This is a genomic window from Streptomyces sp. NPDC058619 (assembly GCF_042717785.1).
Taxonomy (GTDB): domain Bacteria; phylum Actinomycetota; class Actinomycetes; order Streptomycetales; family Streptomycetaceae; genus Streptomyces.
The window spans coordinates 17,928-40,797 of the sequence record NZ_JBHXQN010000036.1; the positions used below are offsets into that span (position 1 = coordinate 17,928).

At 74.0% G+C, this 22,870-nt stretch carries 22 protein-coding genes and 1 tRNA gene; 13 read left to right on the forward strand and 10 right to left on the reverse strand.

All coding sequences use genetic code 11. The features are described 5' to 3' along the window. Positions 1–18: 18 nt before the first annotated feature. The 3 genes from ACFWTC_RS27550 to ACFWTC_RS27560 all read right to left on the reverse strand — a co-directional run bounded on the left by ACFWTC_RS27550 (position 19) and on the right by ACFWTC_RS27560 (position 2,643). Positions 19–795, reverse strand: a complete 777-nt coding sequence (locus ACFWTC_RS27550) for a chaplin family protein (RefSeq protein WP_384028864.1) — start codon at positions 793–795, stop codon at positions 19–21. Positions 796–954: 159 nt separating this feature from the next. Further along, positions 955–1,188 carry a chaplin ChpH gene (chpH, locus tag ACFWTC_RS27555; RefSeq protein ID WP_351278814.1) on the reverse strand — a complete coding sequence of 78 codons (234 nt, stop codon included), beginning with the start codon at positions 1,186–1,188 and terminating at the stop codon, positions 955–957. A gap of 129 nt (positions 1,189–1,317) precedes the next feature. After that, positions 1,318–2,643: a M20/M25/M40 family metallo-hydrolase gene (locus ACFWTC_RS27560; RefSeq protein WP_383927385.1), complete on the reverse strand. Its 1,326-nt coding sequence runs from the start codon at positions 2,641–2,643 to the stop codon at positions 1,318–1,320. Between the two features lie 168 nt (positions 2,644–2,811). Here ACFWTC_RS27560 and ACFWTC_RS27565 point away from each other — a divergent pair. After that, positions 2,812–2,896: transfer RNA gene (locus tag ACFWTC_RS27565), tRNA-Leu, on the forward strand. Positions 2,897–2,999: 103 nt separating this feature from the next. Here ACFWTC_RS27565 and ACFWTC_RS27570 read toward each other — a convergent pair. The 3 genes from ACFWTC_RS27570 to ACFWTC_RS27580 all read right to left on the reverse strand — a co-directional run bounded on the left by ACFWTC_RS27570 (position 3,000) and on the right by ACFWTC_RS27580 (position 7,214). Next, positions 3,000–4,454: an amino acid permease gene (locus ACFWTC_RS27570; RefSeq protein ID WP_383927453.1), complete on the reverse strand. Its 1,455-nt coding sequence runs from the start codon at positions 4,452–4,454 to the stop codon at positions 3,000–3,002. A 228-nt stretch (positions 4,455–4,682) separates the two neighbouring features. After that, entirely contained in the window at positions 4,683–6,227 is a 1,545-nt protein-coding gene (locus tag ACFWTC_RS27575) for an APC family permease (protein WP_383927388.1), read from the reverse strand. 39 nt (positions 6,228–6,266) lie between these two features. Continuing rightward, positions 6,267–7,214: a hypothetical protein gene (locus ACFWTC_RS27580; protein ID WP_383927391.1), complete on the reverse strand. Its 948-nt coding sequence runs from the start codon at positions 7,212–7,214 to the stop codon at positions 6,267–6,269. A gap of 263 nt (positions 7,215–7,477) precedes the next feature. Here ACFWTC_RS27580 and ACFWTC_RS27585 point away from each other — a divergent pair, with 263 nt between their 5' ends. Next, positions 7,478–7,903 (forward strand): ASCH domain-containing protein, encoded by a 426-nt coding sequence (locus ACFWTC_RS27585; RefSeq protein WP_384074764.1) that lies wholly within the window; start codon positions 7,478–7,480, stop codon positions 7,901–7,903. 64 nt (positions 7,904–7,967) lie between these two features. Here ACFWTC_RS27585 and ACFWTC_RS27590 read toward each other — a convergent pair whose 3' ends face one another. After that, on the reverse strand, positions 7,968–9,623 hold the full coding sequence (locus ACFWTC_RS27590; protein WP_383927397.1) for an FAD-binding dehydrogenase: 1,656 nt from the start codon (positions 9,621–9,623) through the stop codon (positions 7,968–7,970). A gap of 74 nt (positions 9,624–9,697) precedes the next feature. Between ACFWTC_RS27590 and ACFWTC_RS27595 the strand changes: the two genes are divergently transcribed. The 7 genes from ACFWTC_RS27595 to ACFWTC_RS27625 all read left to right on the forward strand — a co-directional run bounded on the left by ACFWTC_RS27595 (position 9,698) and on the right by ACFWTC_RS27625 (position 14,999). Then, complete coding sequence (locus ACFWTC_RS27595) at positions 9,698–10,264, forward strand: NUDIX domain-containing protein (RefSeq protein WP_383927400.1); 567 nt, start codon at positions 9,698–9,700, stop codon at positions 10,262–10,264. A 9-nt stretch (positions 10,265–10,273) separates the two neighbouring features. Beyond that, the gene (locus ACFWTC_RS27600) at positions 10,274–10,672 is read left to right on the forward strand and encodes a YidH family protein (RefSeq protein ID WP_267722598.1); all 399 of its coding nucleotides are present in this window, start codon (positions 10,274–10,276) and stop codon (positions 10,670–10,672) included. Further along, complete coding sequence (locus ACFWTC_RS27605; protein WP_383927402.1) at positions 10,669–11,004, forward strand: DUF202 domain-containing protein; 336 nt, start codon at positions 10,669–10,671, stop codon at positions 11,002–11,004. Before ACFWTC_RS27600 ends, ACFWTC_RS27605 begins: the two co-directional genes overlap by 4 nt. A gap of 82 nt (positions 11,005–11,086) precedes the next feature. Beyond that, positions 11,087–11,383: a hypothetical protein gene (locus tag ACFWTC_RS27610; RefSeq protein WP_383927405.1), complete on the forward strand. Its 297-nt coding sequence runs from the start codon at positions 11,087–11,089 to the stop codon at positions 11,381–11,383. A gap of 208 nt (positions 11,384–11,591) precedes the next feature. Next, positions 11,592–12,503, forward strand: a complete 912-nt coding sequence (locus ACFWTC_RS27615) for an MBL fold metallo-hydrolase (protein WP_383927408.1) — start codon at positions 11,592–11,594, stop codon at positions 12,501–12,503. Positions 12,504–12,731: 228 nt separating this feature from the next. Beyond that, the gene (locus ACFWTC_RS27620) at positions 12,732–13,772 is read left to right on the forward strand and encodes a phosphotransferase family protein (RefSeq protein ID WP_383927411.1); all 1,041 of its coding nucleotides are present in this window, start codon (positions 12,732–12,734) and stop codon (positions 13,770–13,772) included. Positions 13,773–13,784: 12 nt separating this feature from the next. Beyond that, the gene (locus ACFWTC_RS27625; protein ID WP_383927414.1) at positions 13,785–14,999 is read left to right on the forward strand and encodes an acyl-CoA dehydrogenase family protein; all 1,215 of its coding nucleotides are present in this window, start codon (positions 13,785–13,787) and stop codon (positions 14,997–14,999) included. Positions 15,000–15,185: 186 nt separating this feature from the next. On the opposite strand, the gene ACFWTC_RS27630 is transcribed toward ACFWTC_RS27625, so the two are convergent. The 3 genes from ACFWTC_RS27630 to ACFWTC_RS27640 are packed head-to-tail and all read right to left on the reverse strand — an operon-like array spanning position 15,186 to position 18,408. After that, a complete protein-coding gene (locus ACFWTC_RS27630) occupies positions 15,186–15,791 on the reverse strand; it encodes a TetR/AcrR family transcriptional regulator (protein WP_383927416.1) in 606 nt (201 codons plus the stop codon). A 56-nt stretch (positions 15,792–15,847) separates the two neighbouring features. Next, a complete protein-coding gene (locus ACFWTC_RS27635) occupies positions 15,848–17,638 on the reverse strand; it encodes an AMP-binding protein (protein ID WP_384028866.1) in 1,791 nt (596 codons plus the stop codon). Beyond that, on the reverse strand, positions 17,635–18,408 hold the full coding sequence (locus tag ACFWTC_RS27640) for an SDR family oxidoreductase (protein WP_383927422.1): 774 nt from the start codon (positions 18,406–18,408) through the stop codon (positions 17,635–17,637). Before ACFWTC_RS27640 ends, ACFWTC_RS27635 begins: the two co-directional genes overlap by 4 nt. Before the next feature lie 139 nt (positions 18,409–18,547). On the opposite strand from ACFWTC_RS27640, the gene ACFWTC_RS27645 reads away from it, so the two are divergent. The 4 genes from ACFWTC_RS27645 (at position 18,548) to ACFWTC_RS27660 (ending at position 22,790) form a co-directional block, all read left to right on the forward strand. Next, positions 18,548–19,852: an exo-beta-N-acetylmuramidase NamZ domain-containing protein gene (locus tag ACFWTC_RS27645; protein ID WP_383927425.1), complete on the forward strand. Its 1,305-nt coding sequence runs from the start codon at positions 18,548–18,550 to the stop codon at positions 19,850–19,852. An 87-nt stretch (positions 19,853–19,939) separates the two neighbouring features. After that, positions 19,940–21,280 (forward strand): serine-threonine protein kinase, encoded by a 1,341-nt coding sequence (locus tag ACFWTC_RS27650; protein ID WP_384028868.1) that lies wholly within the window; start codon positions 19,940–19,942, stop codon positions 21,278–21,280. A gap of 95 nt (positions 21,281–21,375) precedes the next feature. Further along, complete coding sequence (locus ACFWTC_RS27655; RefSeq protein WP_383927430.1) at positions 21,376–22,056, forward strand: hypothetical protein; 681 nt, start codon at positions 21,376–21,378, stop codon at positions 22,054–22,056. Continuing rightward, on the forward strand, positions 22,053–22,790 hold the full coding sequence (locus ACFWTC_RS27660; protein ID WP_383927433.1) for a 3-keto-5-aminohexanoate cleavage protein: 738 nt from the start codon (positions 22,053–22,055) through the stop codon (positions 22,788–22,790). The genes ACFWTC_RS27655 and ACFWTC_RS27660 overlap by 4 nt, the downstream gene beginning before the upstream one ends. Positions 22,791–22,870 lie beyond the last annotated feature (80 nt).

Sequence of the window (22,870 nt, forward strand, 5' to 3'; positions counted from 1 at the left end):
CCGCGTCACCGACGGCCTTCACGCCGCGTTGCGCGAGCGCCGGTAGAGCACGGAACCGGCGAGCAGCAGACCGCCCGCGAGCGGGAGGCCGGCGGTGAGGGCGCTGCCCGCGCCGGTCGCGGCGAGCCCGGGCACCTCACCGGTACCGGTGCCCGTCCCCGGACCGGGGTGCGTGACGGGGGTGACCGAGCCGGGACCGGGGGTGCCGGGCGTACCGGTGCCGGGGGTGCCCGGGGTGCCGGTACCGGGGTTACCGGGCGTGCCCGGAGTGCCGGGGTTACCCGGAGTACCCGGGTTGTCGGGGGTCCCAGGCGTACCCGGGTTGCCAGGCGTTCCCGGGTTGCCCGGCGTACCCGGGTTTCCGGGGGTACCGGGAGTACCCGGGTTGCCCGGCGTACCGGGGTTGCCCGGGTGCTCCGGGTGGTCGTCGCAGGGCTCGTCGTCCCCGCCGCCCGGGTGACCGGGATGACCCGGGTTGCCGGGGTGCCCGGGGTGGTCCGGGTGGTCCGGGTGGTCCGGGTGGTCCGGACGGGTCGGCTTGCCCGCGTCGTTGGCGCAGCGGTTCCCGAAGGCCGGGTTGAGGCCCCCCACCACCGTCACCGTGTTGCCGCAGGCGTTCACCGGCGCGTCCACGGGCGCCTGCAGCTGGTTGCCGGACAGCAGTCCCGGCGAGTTCGCCGCCTTCCCCGAGGCCCCGGCGTCCGCGTGCGCGTATCCCCCGCCCAAGGCGAGGACACCCCCCGCGGCCGCCATGGTGATCAGGGTCTTCCTGGTGACCTGTGCCGGTCGTCGCATCTGTACTCGTCCCCTGGTGTGTACGTGTTCGGGCGTGGTCCCGGCGGCCCTGCCGTACAGGTTCCCCCGCCGACCCGCCGACGACCGTAGAACCGGGCCGGAAAGCCCGGCGGCCCCGGAACGCTGGAATGCGTTCCGGGGCCCGGTGGTTCAGACGCGTCAGGCGTTGACGCAGGTGTTGCCGAAGGCCGGGTTCAGCAGGCCGATCACGGAGATCGTGTTGCCGCAGACGTTCACGGGAATGTGAACCGGAACCTGGACGACGTTGCCGGACAGGACACCGGGGGACCCGATGGCCGCACCCTGGGCACCCGCGTCGGCGACAGCCAGACCCGCACCTGCGAGAACGAGGCCACCAGTGGCAGCCGCAGCGGCTACAACCTTCTTGATCATTGTTCCTCCTAGTAGGCAATGCGGTCCCAGCCGCGGACCGCACCACCTGTAACGAGGAGGGATCACCAGGGCTACGAGCGTATGAGCGCATTCACTCTTCTCAGTGGAATGCGCACACCTCTGCGAATCTCAGGCGTTGTCGATGAATCGGTCGAGCACCCGCACGCCGAACTTCAGCCCGTCGACCGGCACCCGCTCGTCCACACCGTGGAACATCCCGGCGAAGTCCAGTTCCGGCGGGAGCTGCAGCGGCGCGAAGCCGAAGCAGCGGATGCCGAGGTCGTCGAAGGACTTCGCGTCCGTACCGCCCGACAGCATGTACGGGACCGCCCGCGCGATGGGGTCCTCGGCCCGCAGCGCGCCCTGCATGGCGTCGACGAGCCGGCCGTCGAAGTCGGTCTCCAGCGCCTTGTCCCCGTGCACGTCCTCCCGCTTCACCCGCGGCCCCAGGATGCGGTCGAGGTCGGCGAAGAACTCGTCCTCGTACCCGGGCAGGAAGCGGCCGTCCACGTGGGCCGTGGCCTGGCCGGGGATCACGTTGACCTTGTAGCCGGCGCCGAGCATCGTCGGGGCGGCCGAGTTGCGCAGCGTGGCGCCGACCATCTTGGCGATGCCGCCCAGCTTGGCGAGCGTGGCGTCCATGTTGTCGGGGTCCAGCGGGGTGCCGAGCGCGTCGGAGAGCTCGTCGAGGAACGACCGTACGGTCTTGGTCACCCGCACCGGCCACTGGTGGCGGCCGAGCCGGCCCACGGCCTCGCACAGCTCCGTGACGGCGTTGTCGTTGTTGGTCATGGATCCGTGGCCGGCGGTGCCCTCCACCGTCAGGCGCATCCAGTGCATGCCCTTCTGGGCGGTCTCCACCAGGTAGAGGCGCAGGTTCTCGTTGACGGTGAAGGAGAAGCCGCCGACCTCGCCGATCGCCTCGGTGACGCCTTCGAACAGCCCCGGGTGCTTGTCGACGAGGTGCCGGGCCCCGTAGATCCCGCCGGCCTCCTCGTCGGCGAGGAAGGCCAGGACGATGTCGCGCGGGGGCTTGCGCCCGCTGCGCATCCGGTCGCGCACGACGGCCAGCGTCATCGCGTCCATGTCCTTCATGTCGACGGCGCCGCGGCCCCACAGGCAGCCGTCGGCGATCTCGCCCGCGAAGGGGTCGTAGGTCCAGTCGGCGGCGTTGGCCGGGACCACGTCGGTGTGCCCGTGGATCAGCAGCGCCGGCCGCGACGGGTCCTCGCCCTCGATCCGCGCCACCGTCGAGGCGCGCCCCTTGTGCGACTCGAAGATCTGCGGCTCCAGCCCGACCTCCGCGAGCTGCTCGGCGACCCACTCGGCCGCCTTGCGCTCGCCGGGACCCGAGTGGTCTCCGTAGTTGCTGGTGTCGATCCGGATGAGGTCCCGGCAGAGGTCCACTACCTCGTCCTCGCCGGAGACGGTCCTGCCCGCGCTCGACTCGCTCACGCTGTTCCTCCCACTGATCGGTACCGGACTGCCTCCCATCCTCGCCCCCCGGACCGTTCTCCCCAAGGGCGATCCCCGGCCGCCGGGGGGTGTGATCGAGGGCCCCGGAATGTTTGGTAATGTTTTCCACGTCGGAACGGCCCGCGAGGGACGCGAGACAGACACCTTGTCCGGGTGGCGGAATGGCAGACGCGCTAGCTTGAGGTGCTAGTGCCCTTTATCGGGCGTGGGGGTTCAAGTCCCCCCTCGGACACAAAAGAAGGACCCCGCTTCGGCGGGGTCCTTTTCGTTGTCCCCGCGTCGTGGGAATGCCCGGGTACGGGCCCCGCGGTGGGGGTCCCGCACCCGGGGCGGGGTCAGTCGCGGGCGGCGGCTATCTCCGCCACGCGGCGGCGGACCAGGAACCAGCCGCCCACCAGGGCCGCGCCGATGAGCGGGACGAACAGGACCGTGGTGCGGCCCACGCCGCCGTCCGACCACATCAGGACCAGGACCGTGACGAGGAAGAGCAGGGTCACGAGCTGGGTGTACGGGGCCCAGGGCAGCCGGTAGGAGGGGCGCTCCAGGAGGCCCTGGCGGGCGCGGCGCCAGAAGTGGAGCGAGCAGAGCATGACCATGGCCCAGGTGCCCAGGATGCCGAGCGAGGCGAAGTTCAGGACGATCTCGAAGGCGTCGGCCGGCATGAAGTAGTTGAGGCCGACGCCGGCGACGCCGAAGGCGGCGGTGAAGAGGACGCCGCCGTAGGGGACCTTGCCCTTGTTCATGACGCCGGTGAACCTGGGGGCGGAGCCGGACATGGCCATCGAGCGCAGGATGCGGCCCGTGGAGTAGAGGCCGGAGTTCAGGCTGGAGAGGGCGGCGGTCAGGACGACCAGGTTCATGATGCCCGCGGCGCCCGGGACGCCCAGCTTGTCGAAGACGGTGACGAAGGGGCTCTGGTCGGAGGAGTACGCGGTGTACGGGAGCAGCAGGGCGAGGAGGACGACCGAGCCGACGTAGAAGATGCCGACGCGCCACATGATCGAGTTGATCGCCTTCGGCATGATCTTCTCGGGGTTCTCGGTCTCGCCGGCGGCGACGCCGCAGAGCTCGACGGAGGCGTACGCGAAGACCACGCCCTGGATGACCAGGAGCATCGGGAGCATGCCGACGGGGAAGAGCCCGCCGCTGTCGGAGAGGGTGGACAGGCCCGGGGTGTGGCCGTCGATGGGGTGGCTGGTGGCGACGAGGTAGATGCCGACGAGCAGGAAGACCGTCAGGGCCGCGACCTTGACCAGGGAGAACCAGAACTCCATCTCGCCGAAGTACTTCACCGAGATCAGGTTCGCGGTGAGGACGATGGCGAGGGCGACGAAGGCGAGGACCCACTGGGGGACGTCGGTGAACAGTGACCAGAAGTGGGCGTAGGTGGCGGCGGCCGTGATGTCGGCGACGGTGGTCGTGGACCAGTTGAGGAAGTACAGCCAGCCGGCCGTGTAGGCGCCCTTCTCCCCCATGAACTCGCGGGCGTAGGAGACGAAGGCTCCGGAGGAGGGGCGGTAGAGCACGAGCTCGCCGAGGGCGCGGACGACGAAGAAGGCGAAGACGCCGCAGACCGCGTAGGCGATCGCGAGGGACGGGCCGGCCCCGGCGAGGCGGCCGCCTGCGCCGAGGAACAGGCCGGTGCCGATCGCCCCGCCGATCGCGATCATGTTGATGTGGCGGGACTTGAGGTCCTTGCTGTAGCCCTCGTCGCCGGCGTCGACGTGGCGGGCGGGCGCCGCCGGGGCCGACGGCGGGGCGGGCGCCTCGGCCGGGGTGCGGTCACTCAGGTCACTCAGGTCACTCATGTACGGCTTCGCCTTCGTGGGTGGGACAGGCAGGGCCCGGGCTGCCGTGCGGGGAGCTGGGTGATGTCCCCTGTGCGGTGGTCCGGCCGTTTTGATCGCCCCAGGAGACCATGGGTCTCCGCCACCCGCCAAAAACGCCCCCTGCGCACAGAAGCCCCCGACGACCTTGGAATGGGGTGTCGGGGGCCTCGGTGGAGCTGGAAAGCGAGGCTAGGCGGCGGTGTTGGCCTCTGCCGCCTGGTCGAGACGGAAGGCCTCGTTGCCCAGGCCGATGCGGGCGTGCACCTCGGGGCGGCGGCGGCGCAGCACCGCTCCGTACAGCAGGCCGATCACGATGGCCGCGCCGATGATGCCGGGCAGGGCCCAGCTGAGGGCGGAGTCCTTCTCGGCGCCGACGAGGACGCCGAAGTCCTTGACGGTGTAGACGGCGATGCCGAGGAGCGCGAGGCCGGCGGCGCCGGCCGCGACGAGCCGCCAGACCTGGGCGCCGGCGGTGCCGCGGCGGACGAAGAAGGCGATGACGGCGAAGGAGGCGGCGGCCATCAGCAGGGTGATGCCGAGGGCGCCTACGCTGCCCATCCACGTGAAGAGGTGCAGCACGGGGGCGGTCGGGTCGCCGGCGGGCAGGTCGTCGGTGACGGCGAAGGCGATCACGACGACGGCTGCGATGCAGCTCTGGAGCAGGGAGCCGGTGCCGGGGGCCCCGGTGCCGGGGTTGGTCCGGCCGAAGGCGGCCGGGAGCAGGCCCTCGCGGCCCATGGCGAAGGCGTAGCGGGCGACCACGTTGTGGAAGCTGAGGACGGCCGCGAACATGCCGGTCACGAACAGGACGTGCAGGACGTCGGTGAAGGCGCCGCCGAGGCGGTCCTGGGTGAGCTGGAAGAGCAGGCCGGGGCCGGCTTCGGCGGAGGTCCTGACGACCTCCGCGGGGCCGGTGGCGACGGTCAGGGCCCAGGCGCTGAACGCGAAGAAGAGGGCGACGAAGCCGACGGCGAGGAACATCACCCGGGAGACGACGATGTGCGGCTTGCTGGTCTCCTCGGCGTACACCGGGGACTGCTCGAAGCCGACGAAGGCGGCGATGCAGAAGCACAGGGCGGTGCCGAGGCCGGCGCCGGCGAGGGTCTCGGGGTTGAAGGCGTGGAGCGAGAGGCCTTCGGGGCCGGGCTTGCCGAGGGCGGCGACGTCGAAGATGACGACGAGGGCGCACTCGATGAGGAGGAGGACGCCGAGCACCTTGGCGTTGAGGTCGATCTTCAGCCAGCCGAGGGCGCCGGTGGCGGCGACGGCGAGCAGGGCCGGGATCCACCAGGCCAGTTCGATGTCCAGGTAGGTGGCGAACAGGCCCGAGATCTCGAAGCCGAGGATGCCGTAGACGCCGACCTGCATGGAGCTGTAGGCGACGAGGGCGACGAGCGAGGCGCCCGCGCCGGCGGTGGGGCCGAGGCCGCGGGCGATGTACGCGTAGAACGCGCCGGCGTTGTGGACGTGGCGGCTCATCTCGGCGTAGCCGATGCTGAAGAGCGCGAGGACGATGCCGAGGATGACGAACAGCAGGGGCTGGCCGACGATGCCCATGACGCCGAAGGTCGTGGGCATGACGCCGGCGACGACCATCAGGGGCGCGCTGGCGGCGAGCACGGACAGCAGCAGTCCGGCGGTGCCCAGGCGGTCGGCGCGCAGGGCGCGGTCCTGGCCCTTGTACGTGCGTATCTCGGGCGGGTCTTGGAGCGTGGTGGATCTGCCCGTCGGCATGGCGGCGTCCTTTCGGGAGTACGGGTGGTCCGGAGGGGGTCAGGCGGTGCCGAGCGCGGCACTGCGCGCGGCGAGGAATGCCTTGTGCGGGTCGAGGTCCGGATAGGACCAGGGGGCGCTGGTGGCGTGGCTGCCGATCCGGTGGAAGAGGGCGGCGGCCTCGGCGGGGCGGCCCTCGCAGAGCTTCGCGTGGGCGAGGAAGTTGAGGTCGACCCGGTTGCGCGGGTGGTCCTCGCGCTCCCACTCCAGCCACCAGTCGAAGGCGGAGCGCAGCACCTGGCGTGCGCGGCGGCCGGACCAGTGGTCGGCGGCGCGCTCGGGTCCGTGGCCGTGTGCGGCGGCGAGCACGCGGTAGCGCTCGGCGTGCGCGATGACGGGGAGCACGGCGAGCGGCGAGTCGGCCGGGGACTCCTCGGCGGCCCAGGCGGCGAAGTCGTACACCTCGTGGAGCGGGTCCTGGCCGGTGGCGCAGACGCGCTCGGCGAGCCGGGCGACCATCACGTGGTGGGCGTGGTGGTGCTCGCGGTGCCGGGCCCGGACCTGGTCGAAGTGACGGCTGAACTCCTCCTCGGTGCCGAAGGCGCGCGAGAGGAGGAGCAGGCCCAGCCAGGGGGTGGGGTCCGCGGGCTGCAGGGCGGCGGCGCGGCGGCAGGCCTCCTCGGCGGCGGCCGGCGAGCCCTTGCCCCGCAGCGCGGTGAAGACGGCGGCGCATGCCAGGAGGGTGGAGGCGTCGGCGCTGCCGGGTTCGGCGAGCAGCCATTCGCGGGCCCAGGCCCCGGCCGTCGGGGTTTCGGCGAGGACGACGATGCGGTGGCCCCTGCGGTCCCAGTCGTCGCCGGTGCCGACGAGGAGGGAGCGGACCTTGGCCCAGCGGCCTTGGCTGAACTGCGTTCGCACGTCGACGAGTTCGGCGTCGCACAGGGCGGGGTCGAAGAGCTGGGCGTCGCGCTTGCGGGCACGGCCGAGGGGCGGCGGAGGCGGGGACATCCGCGGTTTTCCCTCCAGGGCGCGGGCGGACGGGACGAACTCCGGCCGAAACGCGTGCATGCTGCACGTGAGTGGTACGGCCGGGTGGTCGGGGTTTCGTACCGGTGAGCGAACCGGTGATCACCGACAGCAAAGCGGTACGCACAGCTCCGAGTCAAGGTCCAGTCCACTGGGTGGCGGGTTTCAACTGCATGGAACGCGATGAGAGTTGGGGCTCCCGCATCGGTTCGGGGACGCCGCCGGACCTGTCATAGGGTCGGATCATGAGCACATACGACGATCTGCCCCCGTACCTGCTGGGCTTCCCCGGGCCCCTGCGCGACCAGCTGGTGGCGGCCGTACTGAGCGGCGCGAAGACCTCGACCACCGGGCTGCTGCCCGAGTACGAGGCGGAGGGCGAGCCGCTGCCGGAGGCCGGGCAGCGGGCGGTGCTGGTGGACTCCGGCGAACGGCCGGTGGCCGTCGTGGAGGTCACCGGGGTCCGGGTGGTGCGGCTGGCGGACGTGGACCTGCGGCACGCGCTGGACGAGGGCGAGGGGTACGGATCGGTGGCCGAATGGCGCGCCGCGCACGAGCGGTTCTGGCACAGCGCGCCGATGCGGGAGGCCCTCGGGGGTCCGGCCTACACGGTCGACGACGACACGCAGGTGGTGGCGGAGCGGTTCCGGGTCGTGGAGCGGCTGGCTTGAAACCCACCCCGCGGCGGGGCCTCCGGGCGGGGTGGGTCCGCCCGGCGGCCCGGGGCGGCGGGGGTCAGCCGACCGCCCGGGCGGCGGCGCGGCCCGCCGCCCGGCCCGAGAAGACGCAGCCGCCGAGGAAGGTGCCCTCCAGGGCCCGGTACCCGTGGACGCCGCCGCCGCCGAACCCGGCCGCCTCGCCCGCCGCGTAGACGCCGGGCAGCGGTTCGCCCACCGCGGTGAGGACCCGCGAGGAGAGGTCGGTCTCCAGGCCGCCGAGCGACTTGCGGGTCAGGATCGAGAGCCGGACGGCGATCAGCGGGCCGGCCGCGGGGTCGAGGATCCGGTGCGGGGCCGCCGTACGGATCAGCTTGTCGCCGAGGTACCTGCGGGCGCCGTGGATCGACATCACCTGGAGGTCCTTGGTGAAGGGGTTGGCGATCTCCCGGTCCCGGGCCACGATCTGGTCGCGGACGGTCGCCTCGTCGAGCAGGTCCTCCTTGGTGACCGCGTTCATACCGCGGACCAGGGCGGACAGGTCCCGCTCGACGACGAAGTCGGCGCCGTTGTCCATGAACGCCTTGACCGGTCCCGGTACGGCCTGGCGCGCCCGGTCGATGACCTGCCGGACGGACCGGCCGGTGAGGTCGGGGTTCTGCTCGGAGCCGGAGAGCCCGAACTCCTTGCCGATGATGCGCTGGTTCAGCACGAACCAGGTGTGGTCGTGGCCGGTCTTCATGATGTGGTCGAGGGTGCCGAGGGTGTCGAAGCCCGGGAAGAGCGGTACGGGCAGCCGGCGGCCGGTGGCGTCAAGCCAGAGCGAGGAGGGGCCGGGCAGGATGCGGATGCCGTGCCGGTTCCAGATCGGGTTCCAGTTCTCGATGCCCTCGGTGTAGTGCCACATCCGGTCCTTGTTGATGTGGCTGGCGCCCGCCGCCTCGGCGATGCCCAGCATCAGGCCGTCCACGTGCGCCGGGACGCCGGAGAGCATCCGCTGCGGCGGGGTGCCGAGGCGGGCCGGCCACTGGGCGCGGACCAGGTCGTGGTTGCCGCCGATGCCGCCGCTGGTCACGATCACGGCCTGGGCCCGCAGCGAGAAGGAGCCGGTTGCCCCGCGGCCGCTCGCGGCGCCCCGTACGGCGTCGGAGGGCTCCAGGACCTCGCCGGTGACGGTGTCCACGGCGCCCGCCGTACGGGAGAGGCCGGTGACGCGGTGGCGGAACTTCAGCCGGACCAGGCCGCGGGCGACCCCGGCCCGGACCCGGCGCTCGAAGGGTTCGACCAGTCCGGGGCCGGTGCCCCAGGTGATGTGGAAGCGGGGGACGGAGTTCCCGTGGCCGTTGGCGTCGTAGCCGCCGCGCTCCGCCCAGCCGACGACGGGGAAGAAGCGCACGCCCTGCCGGTGCAGCCAGGAGCGCTTCTCGCCGGCCGCGAAGTCGATGTACGCCTCGGCCCAGCGGCGCGGCCAGGCGTCCTCCTCGCGGTCGAACCCGGCGGTGCCCGTCCAGTCCTGGAGGGCGAGGTCCCGGGTGTCCTTGATCCGCATCCGGCGCTGCTCGGGCGAGTCCACGAAGAACAGGCCGCCGAAGGACCAGTGCGCCTGGCCGCCGATCGACTGCTCCGGCTCCTGGTCGAGCAGGATCACCTTGCGGCCGGCGTCGACGAGCTCTGCGGTGGCCGCCAGGCCCGCGAGCCCGGCCCCGATCACGATCACGTCTGCGTCGTACGTCATGCGGAACCCGTCCTCCGTCGGTGGTGGGGCGATCCTTGGCTACGGACCGGTAACCCGTCAACAGGGGTGGTTGGATGAACCGTGTGAGTGCCGCTGACGAAGTGCTGGACGTGGTGGACCGGGACGACCGGGTGACGGGGCGCGCCCCGCGCGGCGAGGTGTACGCCCGCGGACTGATCCACCGCTGCGTGTTCGTACGGGCCCGGGACGCGGCGGGGCGGGTCTTCGTGCACCGCCGGACGGCGTCGAAGCTGGTCTTCCCCGCGTACTACGACATGTTCGTGGGCGGGGTGGTCGGCGCCGGCGAGGACTACCCGGAGGCCGCGCTGCGGGAGGCGGAGGAGGAGCTGGGGGTGCGCGGGCTGCCGCAGCCCGTACCGCTGTTCAAGTTCCTGTACGACGGGCCGGGCGGGTCCTGGTGGTCGTACGTGCACGAGGTGCGCTGCGAGCTGCCGGTCGACCCGCAGGCCTCGGAGGTGGACTGGCACGCCTGGCTGCCGGAGGCGGAGCTGGAGCGGCGGGTGGCGGAGGGCGGCTGGCCCTGGGTACCGGACGGGCTGGAGGCGTACCGGCGGCTGCGGGGGTTCCGGGGGCTGCCGGGGTTCCGGGGGCTGCCGGGGTTCCGGGAGCACGGCCAGTAGATTGACCGGGTGATCGACTTCGTCAAGGACGTCCGCCTCTGGTTCGCGCCCGCGCGGCTGAAGGACGAGGGCGAGACCCCCGACTACCGGTTCTCGCTGGCCAACGAGCGGACCTTCCTCGCCTGGATCCGGACCGCCTTGGCGCTGGTGGGCGGCGGGTTCGCGGTGGACCAGTTCCTGCCGGACCTGCGGTGGGCGGTGCGGGTCGGGATGGCGCTGGCTCTGCTCGCGGTCGGTGCGGCCTGCGCGGTGCGGGCGCTGAACCACTGGGTGCGGTGCGAGCGGGCGATGCGGCGGGGCGAGGACCTGCCGCTGTCGCGGTTCCCGGTGCTGCTGACGGCGGGTGTGGCGCTGGTCGCCGTGACGATGATGGCGGTCGTGCTTCTGGGCTGGACGAAGGGGCGGTGAGCGCCCCCGCGGCGGCCCGCGACGCCGGGCTGCAGCCGGAGCGGACCCGGCTCGCGTGGCGGCGTACGACGCTGGCCTGCTCGGTCGCGGCGGTGCTGGGGCTGCGCCAGGCGATGAGCGGGCCCGGTACGCCTGCGGACGCGGCCGGGGCGGGCGTGATCGTACTGCTCTGGCTGGCGTTCCTGTGGGTGGCGCACCTGCGGATGCGGGAGCTGGCGGCGGCGCGGCCGCGGGGGCTGACGCCCGGGTCGGCCCTGGCGGCGGTGGCGTGCACGGTGGCGCTGGCGGTCTTCGCGATGGCGCTGCTCGTCCTGCCGGCGCTGATCGGCTGATCCTTCCGTCCGATGATCGGGCTTCTCCGCGCCATCTTCCCATAACGGGCAATTCGGGGCGATCCCCACTAGCCTCGGCGGCATGACGACCCTGCACCACGAGCACCCCACGCACGCACACACCCACGGCGCCGACTGCGGCCACCGGGCGGTACCGCACGGAGACCACGTCGACTACGCGCACGACGGCCACCTGCACCGGGAGCACTCCGGGCACTGGGACGAGTGCGAGCCGGCCGGACACACCGCCCACGAGGGCCACCCGCACGCGCACGGCTCGGACTGCGGGCACGAGGCGGTCCCGCACGGGGACCACGTCGACTACGCGCACGACGGACACCGGCACGCCGAGCACGACGGCCACTACGACGACCACTGACCCCGGACCGGCGGCGTCCCGGCCGTGACACGGCCGGTGACACGGCCGGGACGGCGACCGGGGGCCGGCCCGGAGGACCGGCCCCAGGCCCGTCGGGAAGGCGGCCGGGACACCGACCGGGAAAGCCGGCGGGACAGCGCCCTCCCCCGGCGCCGCGACGCCTGGCAGGATGCTGAGCTCCTGTCAGAGCGACCCGGGGAGAGCACGGATGACCGTCGCGGAGCCGTACCTCGTCCAGCCCGCGGCCGGGGTGTACGCCTACGTCCAGCCGGACGGGGGCTGGTGCCTGAACAACGCCGGTTTCGTGACCGACGGCGGCCGGACCCTGCTCGTCGACACCGCCGCCACCGAGCGCCGGGCCCACGCGCTGCGCGACGCGGTCACGGCCGCCGGGGCTCCGCTCCCGCGCACGGTGGTGAACACCCACCACCACGGCGACCACACCTACGGCAACGGCGTGTTCACCCCCGCGGCGCTGATCCTCGGGCACGACAACGCGCGGGCCGAGCAGCTCGCCGCCGGGCACCAGCTGGAGATGATCTGGCCCGCGACGGACTTCGGCGCGGTGGAGATCACCGTCCCCGACCTCACCTACAGCGACCGGATCACCCTGCACGTCGGCGGGACGGAGGTGCGGGTCATCCACCCCGGCGTCGCCCACACCACCGGCGACTCGGTCGTGTGGCTGCCGGACCGGCGGATCGTGTTCACCGGGGACCTGGTCTTCGCCGGGGGGACCCCGTTCCTGGCGATGGGCTCCCTGGCCGGGTCGCTGCGCGCCATGGAGCTGCTGCGCTCGCTGGACGCGGAGACCGTCGTACCCGGGCACGGGCCGCTCACCGATCCGTCGGCGTACGAGGCCACCGAGCGCTACCTGCGGTACGTGGCCGAGCTGGCCGGGGAGGGGCGGGCGAAGGGGCTGACCCCGCTGGAGACCGCGCGGGGCGCCGACCTCGGCGAGTTCGCGGCCTGGCGGGAGAGCGAGCGGCTGGTGGCGAACCTGCACCGGGCCTACGCGGAACTGGCCGGCGAGCCCGAGGGCGTCCCGCTGGACGTGCCGGCGGTCCTGGGGGACATGACGGTGCTGAACGGCGGGACGCCGATCCCCTGCCACGCGTGACGCGGCGGGAGCGGCCGGGGCGGCAGACCGGCGGCGCGGCCGACCGGCCGGGGCGGCGGACCGGCGGGGGCACCGACCGGCCGGGGCGGCGGGCGCGCGACGGGGGTGGGACACGGTCGGGCGAAAGGTGTTCTTTCGGTCCGCCCTCTGGACGGCATACCGACTGGTCGGCATGATGGCATCGTTCCGTCCGGCACCATCCCCCGACTCCGTACGGAGGCGCGCACCATGCCCTCAGCCCCAGCCGGCCCCCGGGGCCTCGATCCGGAGCGGCTGCGCGTCCACCTCGACGCCGCGCGGCCGGGACTCGTCGCCGGTCCGCTGCGCGGCCGGCTCATCGAAGGCGGCCGGTCCAACCTCACGTACGAGGTCACCGACGGCACCTCCCGCTGGGTGGTGCGACGGCCCCCGCTGGGGCACGTCCTGGCCACCGCGCACGACATGCGGCGCGAGCACCGGGTCATCGCCGCACTGCGGGGCACGGCCGTGCCGGTGCCGGGGACGGTGCTGCTGTGCGAGGACGAGTCCGTGCTCGGGGCGCCGTTCTACGTCATGGAGTACGTGGACGGGGTGCCGTACCGGACGGCCGGCGAGCTGGCCGCGCTCGGCCCGGAGCGGACCCGGCGGGCGGTGCTCGGACTGGTCGACACCCTGGTCGAGCTGCACGCGGTGGATCCGGAGGCGGTGGGGCTGGGCGACTTCGGCCGCCCCGAGGGCTTCCTCGACCGGCAGCTGCGCCGGTGGGGCAAGCAGCTGGCGGCCTCCCGGGGCCGGGAGCTCGCCGGGATCGACGAGCTGCACGCCGCGCTCGGCCGGGCGCTGCCCGACTCCCCCGTTCCGACGGTGGTGCACGGGGACTTCCGGCTCGACAACGTCCTGATCGGCGGGCCCGACGACACCATCCGGGCGGTGCTGGACTGGGAGATGTCCACGCTCGGCGATCCGCTGACCGACCTGGGGCTGCTGGTGATGTACAGCTCCGATCTCGGCCTGACCGAGTCCCCGGTCAGCACGACGAGCGGGGCGCCGGGCCATCCGCGGCCCGCCGAGCTGATCGAGCGGTACGCCGCCCGCTCCGGCCGCGACACCGGGTCGATCGCCTGGTACACGGCCTTCGCCTGGTTCAAGCTCGCGGTGATCCTCGAAGGCATCCACTACCGCTACACGCTGGGGCAGACCGTCGGAGCCGGCTTCGACCGGATCGGCGAGCTGGTCCCGGTCTTCATCGAGCACGGACTGACCACGTTGCAGGACCTCCGGAAAGGCTGAGGCACTCATCCCATGGACTTCGCATTCGACGCCCGGACCGAGGAACTCCGCGAGCGGCTCCTCGCGTTCATGGAGGAGTACGTCTACCCGGCGGAGCCCGTCGCCGCCGAGCAGCGCGCGCGGCTGGCCTCGCCCTGGGACACCCCGGCCGTCTTCGGTGAACTGAAGGCCGAGGCGCGCCGCCAGGGCCTGTGGAACCTCTTCCTGCCCGACGCCGAGCACGGCGCCGGGCTGACGAACCTCCAGTACGCCCCGCTCGCCGAGATCACCGGCCGCAGCCCGCACCTGGCGCCGACGGCGACCAACTGCGCCGCCCCGGACACGGGGAACATGGAGCTGCTCTCCCAGTTCGGGAACGAGGCGCAGAAGAAGCAGTGGCTGGAGCCCCTGCTGGCCGGGGAGATCCGGTCCGCGTTCGCGATGACCGAGCCCGACGTGGCGTCCTCGGACGCGACCAACGTCGAGACCCGGATCGAGCGCTCGGGTGACACGTACGTGGTCACGGGGCGCAAGTGGTTCATCTCCGGGGCGATGAACCCGGACTGCGCGGTCTTCATCGTGATGGGCAAGACCGATCCGGACGGCTCCGACCCGCGGCGCCAGCAGTCGATGATCCTGGTCCCGCGCGACACTCCGGGCGTCGAGGTCCGCCGGGCCATGACGGTGTACGGGTACGAGGACCACGACCACGGCGGCCACGCCGAGGTCGTCTTCGACGGGGCGCGGGTCCCGGCGGCGAACCTGATCGGCGAGGAGGGCACCGGCTTCGCCATCGCCCAGGCCCGGCTCGGTCCGGGCCGCATCCACCACTGCATGCGGCTCATCGGCATGGCGGAGCGCGCCATCGAGCTGATGTGCCGACGGGCGGTGGAGCGCACGGCCTTCGGCAAGCCGCTGGCGGCGCAGGGGGTCGTGCAGAACTGGATCGCGGACGCGCGGGTGTCGGTGGAGCAGGCGCGGCTGCTGGTGCTGAAGACGGCTTGGCTGATGGACACGGTCGGCAACCGGGGCGCGCACACCGAGATCCAGGCCATCAAGATCGCGACGCCGCGGGCGGTGGTGGCGATCCTGGACCAGGCGGTGCAGCTGCACGGCGCGGGCGGGGTGAGCCAGGACTTCCCGCTGGCCGAGCTGTGGGCGGCGGCGCGGACGCTGCGGCTGGCCGACGGCCCGGACGAGGTGCACCAGCGGTCGTTGGCCCGGCGGGAGCTGAAGCGGTACCAGTAGCCTCCGCCGGTCGCCGGGCCGGGACCCGGGCTCGGACCCGGCTCGTACCCGGGCCCGGGCTCGGACCCGGACCCGGACCCGGGCTCGGACCCGGACCCGGGCTCGGACCCGGGCTCGGACCCGGCTCGGCTCGGGCGGCAGGGGCCGGAGGGGTACACCGGCCACTCCGCCCCCGCGGGTGAGCCGTCAGGGCCGCAGGGCGCGCAGCAGCAGGTCCGCGAGGTGGTCGGCGACCTGCTGCGGCGTGAGCGGGCCGTCCGCGCGGTACCAGGTGGAGAGGTGGTGCACGGATCCGAAGTGGTAGTCCACGACCAGGTCGGCGGGGGTGGCCGCGGAGAAGACCCCGGTGCGCTGGCCCTCCTCGACCAGGGCCCGGAACCGCTCGTGGTAGCGCCGGCGTTCCGCCCGTACCTGCTTGAACTTCTCCGGGCTGAGCTGGTGCATCGACCGGAAGAAGATCATCGCGTCGTCGAGGTTCTCGATGGTGGTGACGACCACGTCGGCGGCGGCCGCGCGCAGCCGCTCCTCCACCGGGGCGTCGGATCCGGCCACCGCGTCGAGCCGCTGCTGCTGCAGGCGCAGCATCCGCGCGTACACCTCGTGCAGCAGGTCGTCCTTGGAACCGAAGTAGTGGTAGAGCGCGCCCTTGGTGACGCCGGCCGCCTCGACGATCTCCTGGACCGAGGTGCGGTCGTAGCCCCGCTCGGCGAACAGCCTGGTGGCGACGGCCAGCAGGCGCTGCGGTACCGGCGCTTCGTGCGTGCCCTCGGGCTCCGTGGTCCTGGCCGCCATGGCGCTGACCTTCCTTCCGTGTGCTTCGTCGTGCCCGGGCGGCCGTCCGGCTGTTTTCAGCCGCGGTCGCGCAGTTCCCGTCGCAGGATCTTGCCACTGGTCGTCTTCGGAAGGACAGGCAGGATCTCCACCTGGCGCGGGTATTTGTACGCCGCGATGCGCGCGGCGCAGTACGCGGACAGCTCCTCCGGCGCGACCGAGGCTCCGGGGCGCAGGCTGACGTACGCCTTCACGCTCTCCCCGCGGTACGGGTCCGGGACGCCGACCACGGCCGCCTCCCGGACCGCGGGGTGGGTGTAGAGCACGTCCTCGACCTCGCGCGGCCAAACCTTGAAGCCGGAGGCGTTGATCATGTCCTTCTTGCGGTCCACGACGTAGAGCCAGCCCGCCGGGTCCATGAACCCGACGTCGCCGGTGCGCAGTTCGCCGTCCGGGAAGGCCCGGGCGGTGTCCTCGGGCAGGCCCCAGTATCCGGGCACGACCTGGGGGCCGCGGACGGCTATCTCGCCGGCCTCGCCGAAGGGGAGTTCGGCGCCCTGCTCGTCGAGGATCCGCACGACGGTGTCGGCGCCGGGCACGCCCACCGAGAGGGTGCCGGAGACGGGGTCGACGGGCGCTTCGAGGTGTACGGGGACGGAGGCGCAGGGCGCGGTGCACTCGGTGAGGCCGTAGCCGTTGCGGAGGTAGAAGCCGAAGGCGGCGCGCAGCCGCTCGACGAGCGCGGGCGGCAACGGGGCTCCGCCGGAGGAGAGCACCTGGAACGAGGCGAAGTGGTCGGGGGTGGCGGCCGGGTGGGCGGCGAGGGCCATGAAGGCGGTGGCCGGGCCGACCGCGTAGGCGGGGCGGTGTTCGAGGAAGGCGTCGAGGACGGCGCCGGCGTCGAAGCGGTGGGCGAGGGCGAGGGTGCCCGCGTTGGCGAAGCAGGCGGCGAGCTGGCAGACCATGCCGGTGATGTGGAAGAGGGGCGCGAGGGCGAAGTAGGTGGCGCCCTCGGGGAGCGGGTGGCCGGTCACCTGGCGGGCGGCGTTGTAGGTGAGCGCGCCGTGCGGGTTCAGCGCGCCCTTGGGGGTGCCGCTGGTGCCGGAGGTGTAGCTGATCAGCGCGGTGTCCGCAGCGGTGAGGCACGGGTCGTCCGGGGCCGGGTGGCCGTGGCGGGCGACGGCGGTGAGGTCGGCGGCCCGGCCCCGGTCGGCGGCGTCGTCGTCGCCATCGTCGTCGTCGTCGCGGGGAGGGTCGGCGATCCCGGCGGTGGGCCCGCCCGTGATCCCGTCGGCGGGGCGGCCGGCCGGGGCGGCCGCCCCGGTGTCCGGCGCCGGGTCGGTCCGCAGGACCCGGGGGTCGTTCCGCGTCTGGAAGTCCAGGTCGCTCGCGGTCAGGACGGTGCGTACGGCGCTGCCCCGGACGGCCCCGCCCAGGTACGCGCTCCACGCCCGGACGTCGCAGACCAGGGCGACGGCCCCGGAGTCGCGCAGGACGTGTCCGACCTCGCCGGACTTGTACATCGGGTTCAGCGGGACGACCACCGCGCCCGCCTTCCAGGCGGCGAGGACGGCGAGCACGAAGTGCGGGGTGTTCTGGAGCATGACGGCGACCCGGTCGCCACGCCGGACGCCACGCTGCGCGAGGTGCCCGGCGACCGAGTCGGAGAGCGCGTCCGCCTCGGCGTAGCCGGTGCGGCCGTCGAAGTAGGCCAGGGCGGTGCGCCCGGGCGCCCGGGCCGCGGCGGCGCGGAAGGCGTGCAGCACCGTGGGCGGCGGCGCGACGGGCGCGCGCTGGGCCGGGCTGAGCAGCCCGAGCCAGGGCCGGGCCGCGTACGGGGACTCCTGGGCGGCGGCCTGCGGGCTCACCTGGCCTCCCACTTGCGCTGGAGGTGGTTCATGCCCCCCAGCCAGCGGTCCGGCTCGGTGGCGCGCGCGACGTAGAAGTCCGCGACCTCGGGGTGCGGGAGGATCAAGAACCGGCCCTTCTCCATGCCGTCGAACAGTGCGTCCGCCACCGCGTCCGGCTCGATCGCGGTCGGTGCGAGGACGAGTTCGCCCGCCGAGCCCGAGGCGGTCAGCATGTCGGTGCGCACCCCCTGCGGGCAGATGGCGTGGACGTCGACCCCGCGGTGGCGGTAGGTCAGCGAGAGCCATTCGGCGAAGGCGAGCGCGCCGTGCTTGGTGACACTGTACGGCGCCGCGCCGATCATGGTCAGCAGCCCGGCGGCGGAGACGGTGGACACGAACCGGCCGCTCCCCCGTTCCAGCCAGTCCGGCAGCAGCAGGCGGGCCGCGCGGACGTGGGCCATGACGTTGGTGTCCCAGGCGGCCTCCCACACCACCTCGTCGGCGAAGGCGTCGCCGCCCGAGGCGAGTCCGGCGTTGGCGCAGTAGACGTCGACCGTGCCGCCGAGTGCCTCGCGGGCCTCCGCCACGATCGCCGAGGCGTCGCCCGGCACCGCGACGGCCCGGGCGCCGATCCCGTCGGCCACCGCCGCGGCCCTGGCGGGGTCGAGGTCGTTGACCACCACCGAGGCGCCCTCGGCGGCGAAGCGGCGGGCGAGGGCGGCGCCGATGCCGCCGCCCGCACCGGTGACGACGACCCGCTGGTCCTGGTACGCGCTCACGGTGATCACCTTTCGTGGCCGGGTGCGGCAGCGGGGTGCCGGTGGCCGGCGCCACCGGTCGGCTGCCGCAGATCCGCGGAACGGACCGCGCGCATACTAACCAGTCGGTATGTCCTGGCGGAAGGGGCCTGCCGCCTAGCGTGGCCGGATGAGTCTGTCGCGACGCGGAGTGCTGGGACTGGCGGGGGCCATGGGGGCGGCGGGAGGCGTGGGTTCGGTGGGAGCGGCCGGCGCCGTGGAAAGGGCCGCCTTCGCTTCCGCGGCTTCGACGCCTCCCGCGCCTCCCGCGGCATCGGCGGACGGGCGGGTGCGGACCGGCTTCGAGCGGATGGCCGCGGACGGGTACGCCGTACTGGCCGGGCAGCGGGTCGGGGTGGTCACCAACCCGACGGGGATCACCGCGGACGCCCGCCACCTGGTCGACGTCCTGCACGCGGACGAACGGGTCGACCTGGTCGCGGTGTTCGGGCCCGAGCACGGCTTCCGCGGAACGGCGCAGGCCGGCGGCTCCGAGGGGGCCTCCCGCGACCCGGCGACCGGGCTGCCCGTGTACGACACGTACGACACGAGCGGGCAGCGGCTCGCGGACGTGTTCACGGCCGCGGGGATCGACACCGTCGCCTTCGACATCCAGGACGTCGGGGCCCGCTTCTACACCTACATCTGGACCCTGTACGACTGCATGCGCGCGGCCGCGCTCGCCGGCAAGGCGGTGGTGGTGCTGGACCGGCCCAACCCGGTGGGCGGCCGCCGGGCGGCCGGGCCGGTGCTCCAGCGCCCCTACGCGAGCTTCGTGGGACGGGAGCCGATCGCGCTGGCGCACGGGATGACGGCGGCCGAGCTGGCCCTGCTCTTCAACGGGGAGTTCCTGGCCGACCGGCCCGTCGCCCTGCGGACGGTGGCGATGAGCGGGTGGCGGCGGGACTCCTTCTTCGGCGCCACCGGGCTGCCGTGGGTGCCGCCGAGCCCGAACATGCCGACGCCGGACACGGCCCTCGCGTACGCCGGGACCTGCCTGTTCGAGGGGACGAACCTGTCCGAGGGGCGCGGTACGACCACCCCCTTCGAGGTGGTGGGCGCGGAGGGCGTCGACCGCCGCTGGGCGGAGGCGGCGAACGCCCTGGGGCTGCCGGGGGTGTGGTTCCGGGAGGCGTACTTCACGCCGACGTTCTCCAAGCACGCGGGCCGGCTCTGCGGCGGCGTCCGGCTGATCGTGCACGACCGGGAGTCCTTCGATCCCGTACGGGCGGGGATCGGGCTGCTGGTCACGGCCCGGCGGACGTGGAGCGGCTTCGGCTGGCGCGCGGACCACTGGGTCGACAGGCTGACGGGCTCGGACCGGGTCCGGACGATGGTCGACGCGGGCGCCGGGGTGGAGGAGATCGCCGCGGACTGGGCGGCGGGGCTGGACCGGTTCGCGGCGGTGCGCGCGGGGTACCTCCTGTACGGGTGAACCGGCGGCGTCCGGGGGCCGGCCGGACGGCCCGGCGGCAGGATGCCGGCCCCGGGGGGACGCCCGGGGCGGCGCGAGGGGGATGTCATGGCGGGCAGCGTCGACGGAATCGGGGTCGGGCCGTACGCGGAGCTGGTCTTCGACTCCGACGGGGACGCGGACCGGGCCGCGGAGAGCGCGGTGGCCCGCATGGAAGCCACCGACCTGCTGGTCTTCGCGCACGGCTGGAATAGCGACCGGTCCACCTCGACCCGGCTCTACGACCGGTTCTTCGCCCCGTTCCCGGGGCTGGTGAGGGCGGGGGTGCGGCTGGGGTACGTGGGCGTGGTCTGGCCCTCGATACGGTTCGCGGACGAGCCCATACCGGATTTCGACGGCCCGGGGATGCTCGCGCACGCGGAGCCGGACGCGGTGGAGGCCGCCACGGCGGACGCGGGCCCCCGTACCGCGCTCGACCCCGGCACCCGCGCGGCCCTCGACGCGTTCTGGCCGGGCCGGCGGGCGGAGCTGGACCGCGTGGCGGAGCTGTTGGAGCGGCGCGAGGAGTCGGCGGCCGCCTTCATCGAGTTCGGCGCGCTCGTACGGGAGCTGGCGGGGGTGAACGCCGTGCCCACCGCGGCCGCTCCCCCGGTGCCCGCCGTCTTCACGGAGGACGTCCTGAAGGTGTGCCGGGACCTCGCCCTCGCCCTGGACTTGGCGGGCGCCCCGCCCGGAGCCGCCGCCCCGGCCGCCGCGGCGGGACGGGAACCGGCGGCCGGCGACGAGCTGCGGCCCCTGTGGAAGGGCGCCAAAGAACTGCTGCGCCAGGCCACGTACTACCAGATGAAGAAGCGCGCGGGAGTGGTCGGCGAACGCGGACTCGGCCCGGTGCTGGCCGGGCTGGCCGCCCGCCGCCCGGCCCTGCGCATCCACCTGCTCGGGCACAGTTTCGGAGCGCGGGTGGTGTCCTTCTCCCTGCGCGCGGTGCCGGACGGCGCCCGGTACGTGAAGTCGCTGACCCTGCTCCAGGGGGCCTTCTCGCACTACGCCTTCGCCGATCGGCTCCCGCACGACCAGAGCCGCGGCGGCGCCCTGGGCGGCCTCCAGCGCCGGGTCGACGGGCCGGTGGTGGCCTGCCACTCCCCGTACGACACCTCGCTGAAGCTCTTCTATCCGCTGGCCTCCCGGATGGCAGGTGATTCGGCCGGTCTGCTCGGTTTCGACGCCCGGTGGGGCGCGATCGGCCACGACGGGGTGCGTGCGGTGCCCGGCGCGCCCCGCCTGAGCCTCGACGCCGCCCTGCGCGAGGGGGTCCCCGGGGCCGGTTGCGTCAGTGTGGACACGGGCTCCGTGGTCCGGCGCGGCGGCGCCCCGTCGGGGGCGCACAGCGACATCTGCCACGAGGAACTGGCACGGCTCGTGGTCACCGCGGGGCGCATGGGGCGCTGACTTCCGGCCAAGTACCACCCACACGCCTCGACCGCCCCCGCATGCGCCCGCAGTAGGACGGGCATGTTGGGCACATCGGCGGAGGTGAAGTTGTGATGGCGGGATTCCAAAGTCTGGCCCACCAGGTGCGCGACGCGCGCAATGACCGGGCCCTGCGGCGCCATTCCCTGCGCCGCTGCCTGGAGCGGTTCGCGCCCTACGGGCACCGGGCCACGTGGTGGCACCTGTGCGACCGGCACGGGATCGCCCCGGAGGACCGGGGGGCCGATCCGCTGCGGCTGGTCGCCGCGCTGGAGGAGCTGGAGGAGGCGCGGGCGGTCTGGCTGGAGTACGAGCGGCACTTCGCGGAGCGGCGCAGGCGCGAGAAGCACCACGGGCTGCGGCGTCCGGAGTGGGCGTGGGGCGGCAGCGGGGACGCGGTGGTGCGGTGCGCGGACCCGGGGGTGCGGCCCGAGGGGACGCTGGGCGAGGTGCTGCGGCGGCTGGTGCGGGCGCTGGAGACGGAGCCGGGGACGGGCTGCCCGGTCTGCGGGGACCAGGAGCTGCGGTGGCCGGCGCCGGTGCCGGGCCCGCGGCCGGGCGCGGTACCGGGTGCGGGGGGTCCCGGCGTCGGGGGTCCGGCCGTACGGGGTCCGGGGGCCGGGCCTGGTGCGGGCTCCGGGCCCGGGCACTGGGAGGGTGCCTGGGCCTGGGACGGCGGCCCGGTCTGCGCGGGCTGCGGGATCGTGGTGCCGAGACCGGCGCTCGCGGACACGCCCTCGGCGGGGGCCGCGTGAGGCCGCCCCTGCTGGTGTCGCTGAACGGCGCCCGGGACGCGGCGGACGGCGCGGCCGTGCCGATGTCCCCGCAGGCCCTGGCCGGGTCCGCGCGGGAGGCGGTCGCCGCGGGGGCCGGGGAGGTGCTCGTCCATCCGCGGACCCCGTGCGGACGGGAGAGCCTGTCGCCCCGCGTGGTCGGGCCGGTGCTGGAGGCGCTGCGGGACGCGGGGGTCGGCGTACCCCTGTCGGTGCCGGCGGGCGGCGCGGCGGAACCGGATCCGGCGGCGCGGCTGGAGCGGGTGCGGTCCTGGTCGGTACTGCCGGACCGGGCGGAGGTCCGCTTCGCGGAGCCCGGGGCGGTGGACCTCGCCGAGGCGCTGCTCGACCGCGGGGTCTCGGTGGACGCGGTGGTACCACTGGGCGGGCCGGCCGGACCGGAGCCGCTGGCGCGGTTCCTGGCCTGGCCGCTGCGCGACCCCGGCGGGCGGGTCCGGCTGGCGGTGGAGCTGGCGGCGGCGGAACCGGCGCTGGTGGCGGGCCTGGGCGGGATGCCGCCGGTGGCCCTGCTGCTGTACGGGCGGGGGGACGCCGCCTGGCCGGTGCTGCGGCTGGCCACGCGGTGCGGCACGGGCGCGCGGACCGGCGTCGGGGACGTGCTGCACCTGCCGGACGGGCGGCGGGCCCGGTCGAACGCCGAGCTGGTGGCGGCCGCGCGGGCGGAGCAGGCGGAGGCGGGGCGGCCGGCGGCGTGACCGGTACAGCCGGCAGGGTGACGCGGCGGCCCGCGGCCCGGCAAGGTGACGGGGGCGGCCGGCGGGGTGACGGGGGCTGG

Excerpts from the sequence above, each read along its gene's own strand:
- ACFWTC_RS27550 (WP_384028864.1), bottom strand. The coding sequence starts at position 795 with ATGCGACGACCGGCACAGGTCACCAGGAAGACCCTGATCACCATGGCG.
- chpH (WP_351278814.1), bottom strand. The coding sequence starts at position 1,188 with ATGATCAAGAAGGTTGTAGCCGCTGCGGCTGCCACTGGTGGCCTCGTT.
- ACFWTC_RS27575 (WP_383927388.1), bottom strand. The coding sequence starts at position 6,227 with ATGCCGACGGGCAGATCCACCACGCTCCAAGACCCGCCCGAGATACGC.
- ACFWTC_RS27580 (WP_383927391.1), bottom strand. The coding sequence starts at position 7,214 with ATGTCCCCGCCTCCGCCGCCCCTCGGCCGTGCCCGCAAGCGCGACGCC.
- ACFWTC_RS27585 (WP_384074764.1), top strand. The coding sequence starts at position 7,478 with ATGAGCACATACGACGATCTGCCCCCGTACCTGCTGGGCTTCCCCGGG.
- ACFWTC_RS27590 (WP_383927397.1), bottom strand. The coding sequence starts at position 9,623 with ATGACGTACGACGCAGACGTGATCGTGATCGGGGCCGGGCTCGCGGGC.
- ACFWTC_RS27595 (WP_383927400.1), top strand. The coding sequence starts at position 9,698 with ATGAACCGTGTGAGTGCCGCTGACGAAGTGCTGGACGTGGTGGACCGG.
- ACFWTC_RS27610 (WP_383927405.1), top strand. The coding sequence starts at position 11,087 with ATGACGACCCTGCACCACGAGCACCCCACGCACGCACACACCCACGGC.
- ACFWTC_RS27615 (WP_383927408.1), top strand. The coding sequence starts at position 11,592 with ATGACCGTCGCGGAGCCGTACCTCGTCCAGCCCGCGGCCGGGGTGTAC.
- ACFWTC_RS27620 (WP_383927411.1), top strand. The coding sequence starts at position 12,732 with ATGCCCTCAGCCCCAGCCGGCCCCCGGGGCCTCGATCCGGAGCGGCTG.
- ACFWTC_RS27625 (WP_383927414.1), top strand. The coding sequence starts at position 13,785 with ATGGACTTCGCATTCGACGCCCGGACCGAGGAACTCCGCGAGCGGCTC.
- ACFWTC_RS27630 (WP_383927416.1), bottom strand. The coding sequence starts at position 15,791 with ATGGCGGCCAGGACCACGGAGCCCGAGGGCACGCACGAAGCGCCGGTA.
- ACFWTC_RS27645 (WP_383927425.1), top strand. The coding sequence starts at position 18,548 with ATGAGTCTGTCGCGACGCGGAGTGCTGGGACTGGCGGGGGCCATGGGG.
- ACFWTC_RS27650 (WP_384028868.1), top strand. The coding sequence starts at position 19,940 with ATGGCGGGCAGCGTCGACGGAATCGGGGTCGGGCCGTACGCGGAGCTG.
- ACFWTC_RS27655 (WP_383927430.1), top strand. The coding sequence starts at position 21,376 with ATGGCGGGATTCCAAAGTCTGGCCCACCAGGTGCGCGACGCGCGCAAT.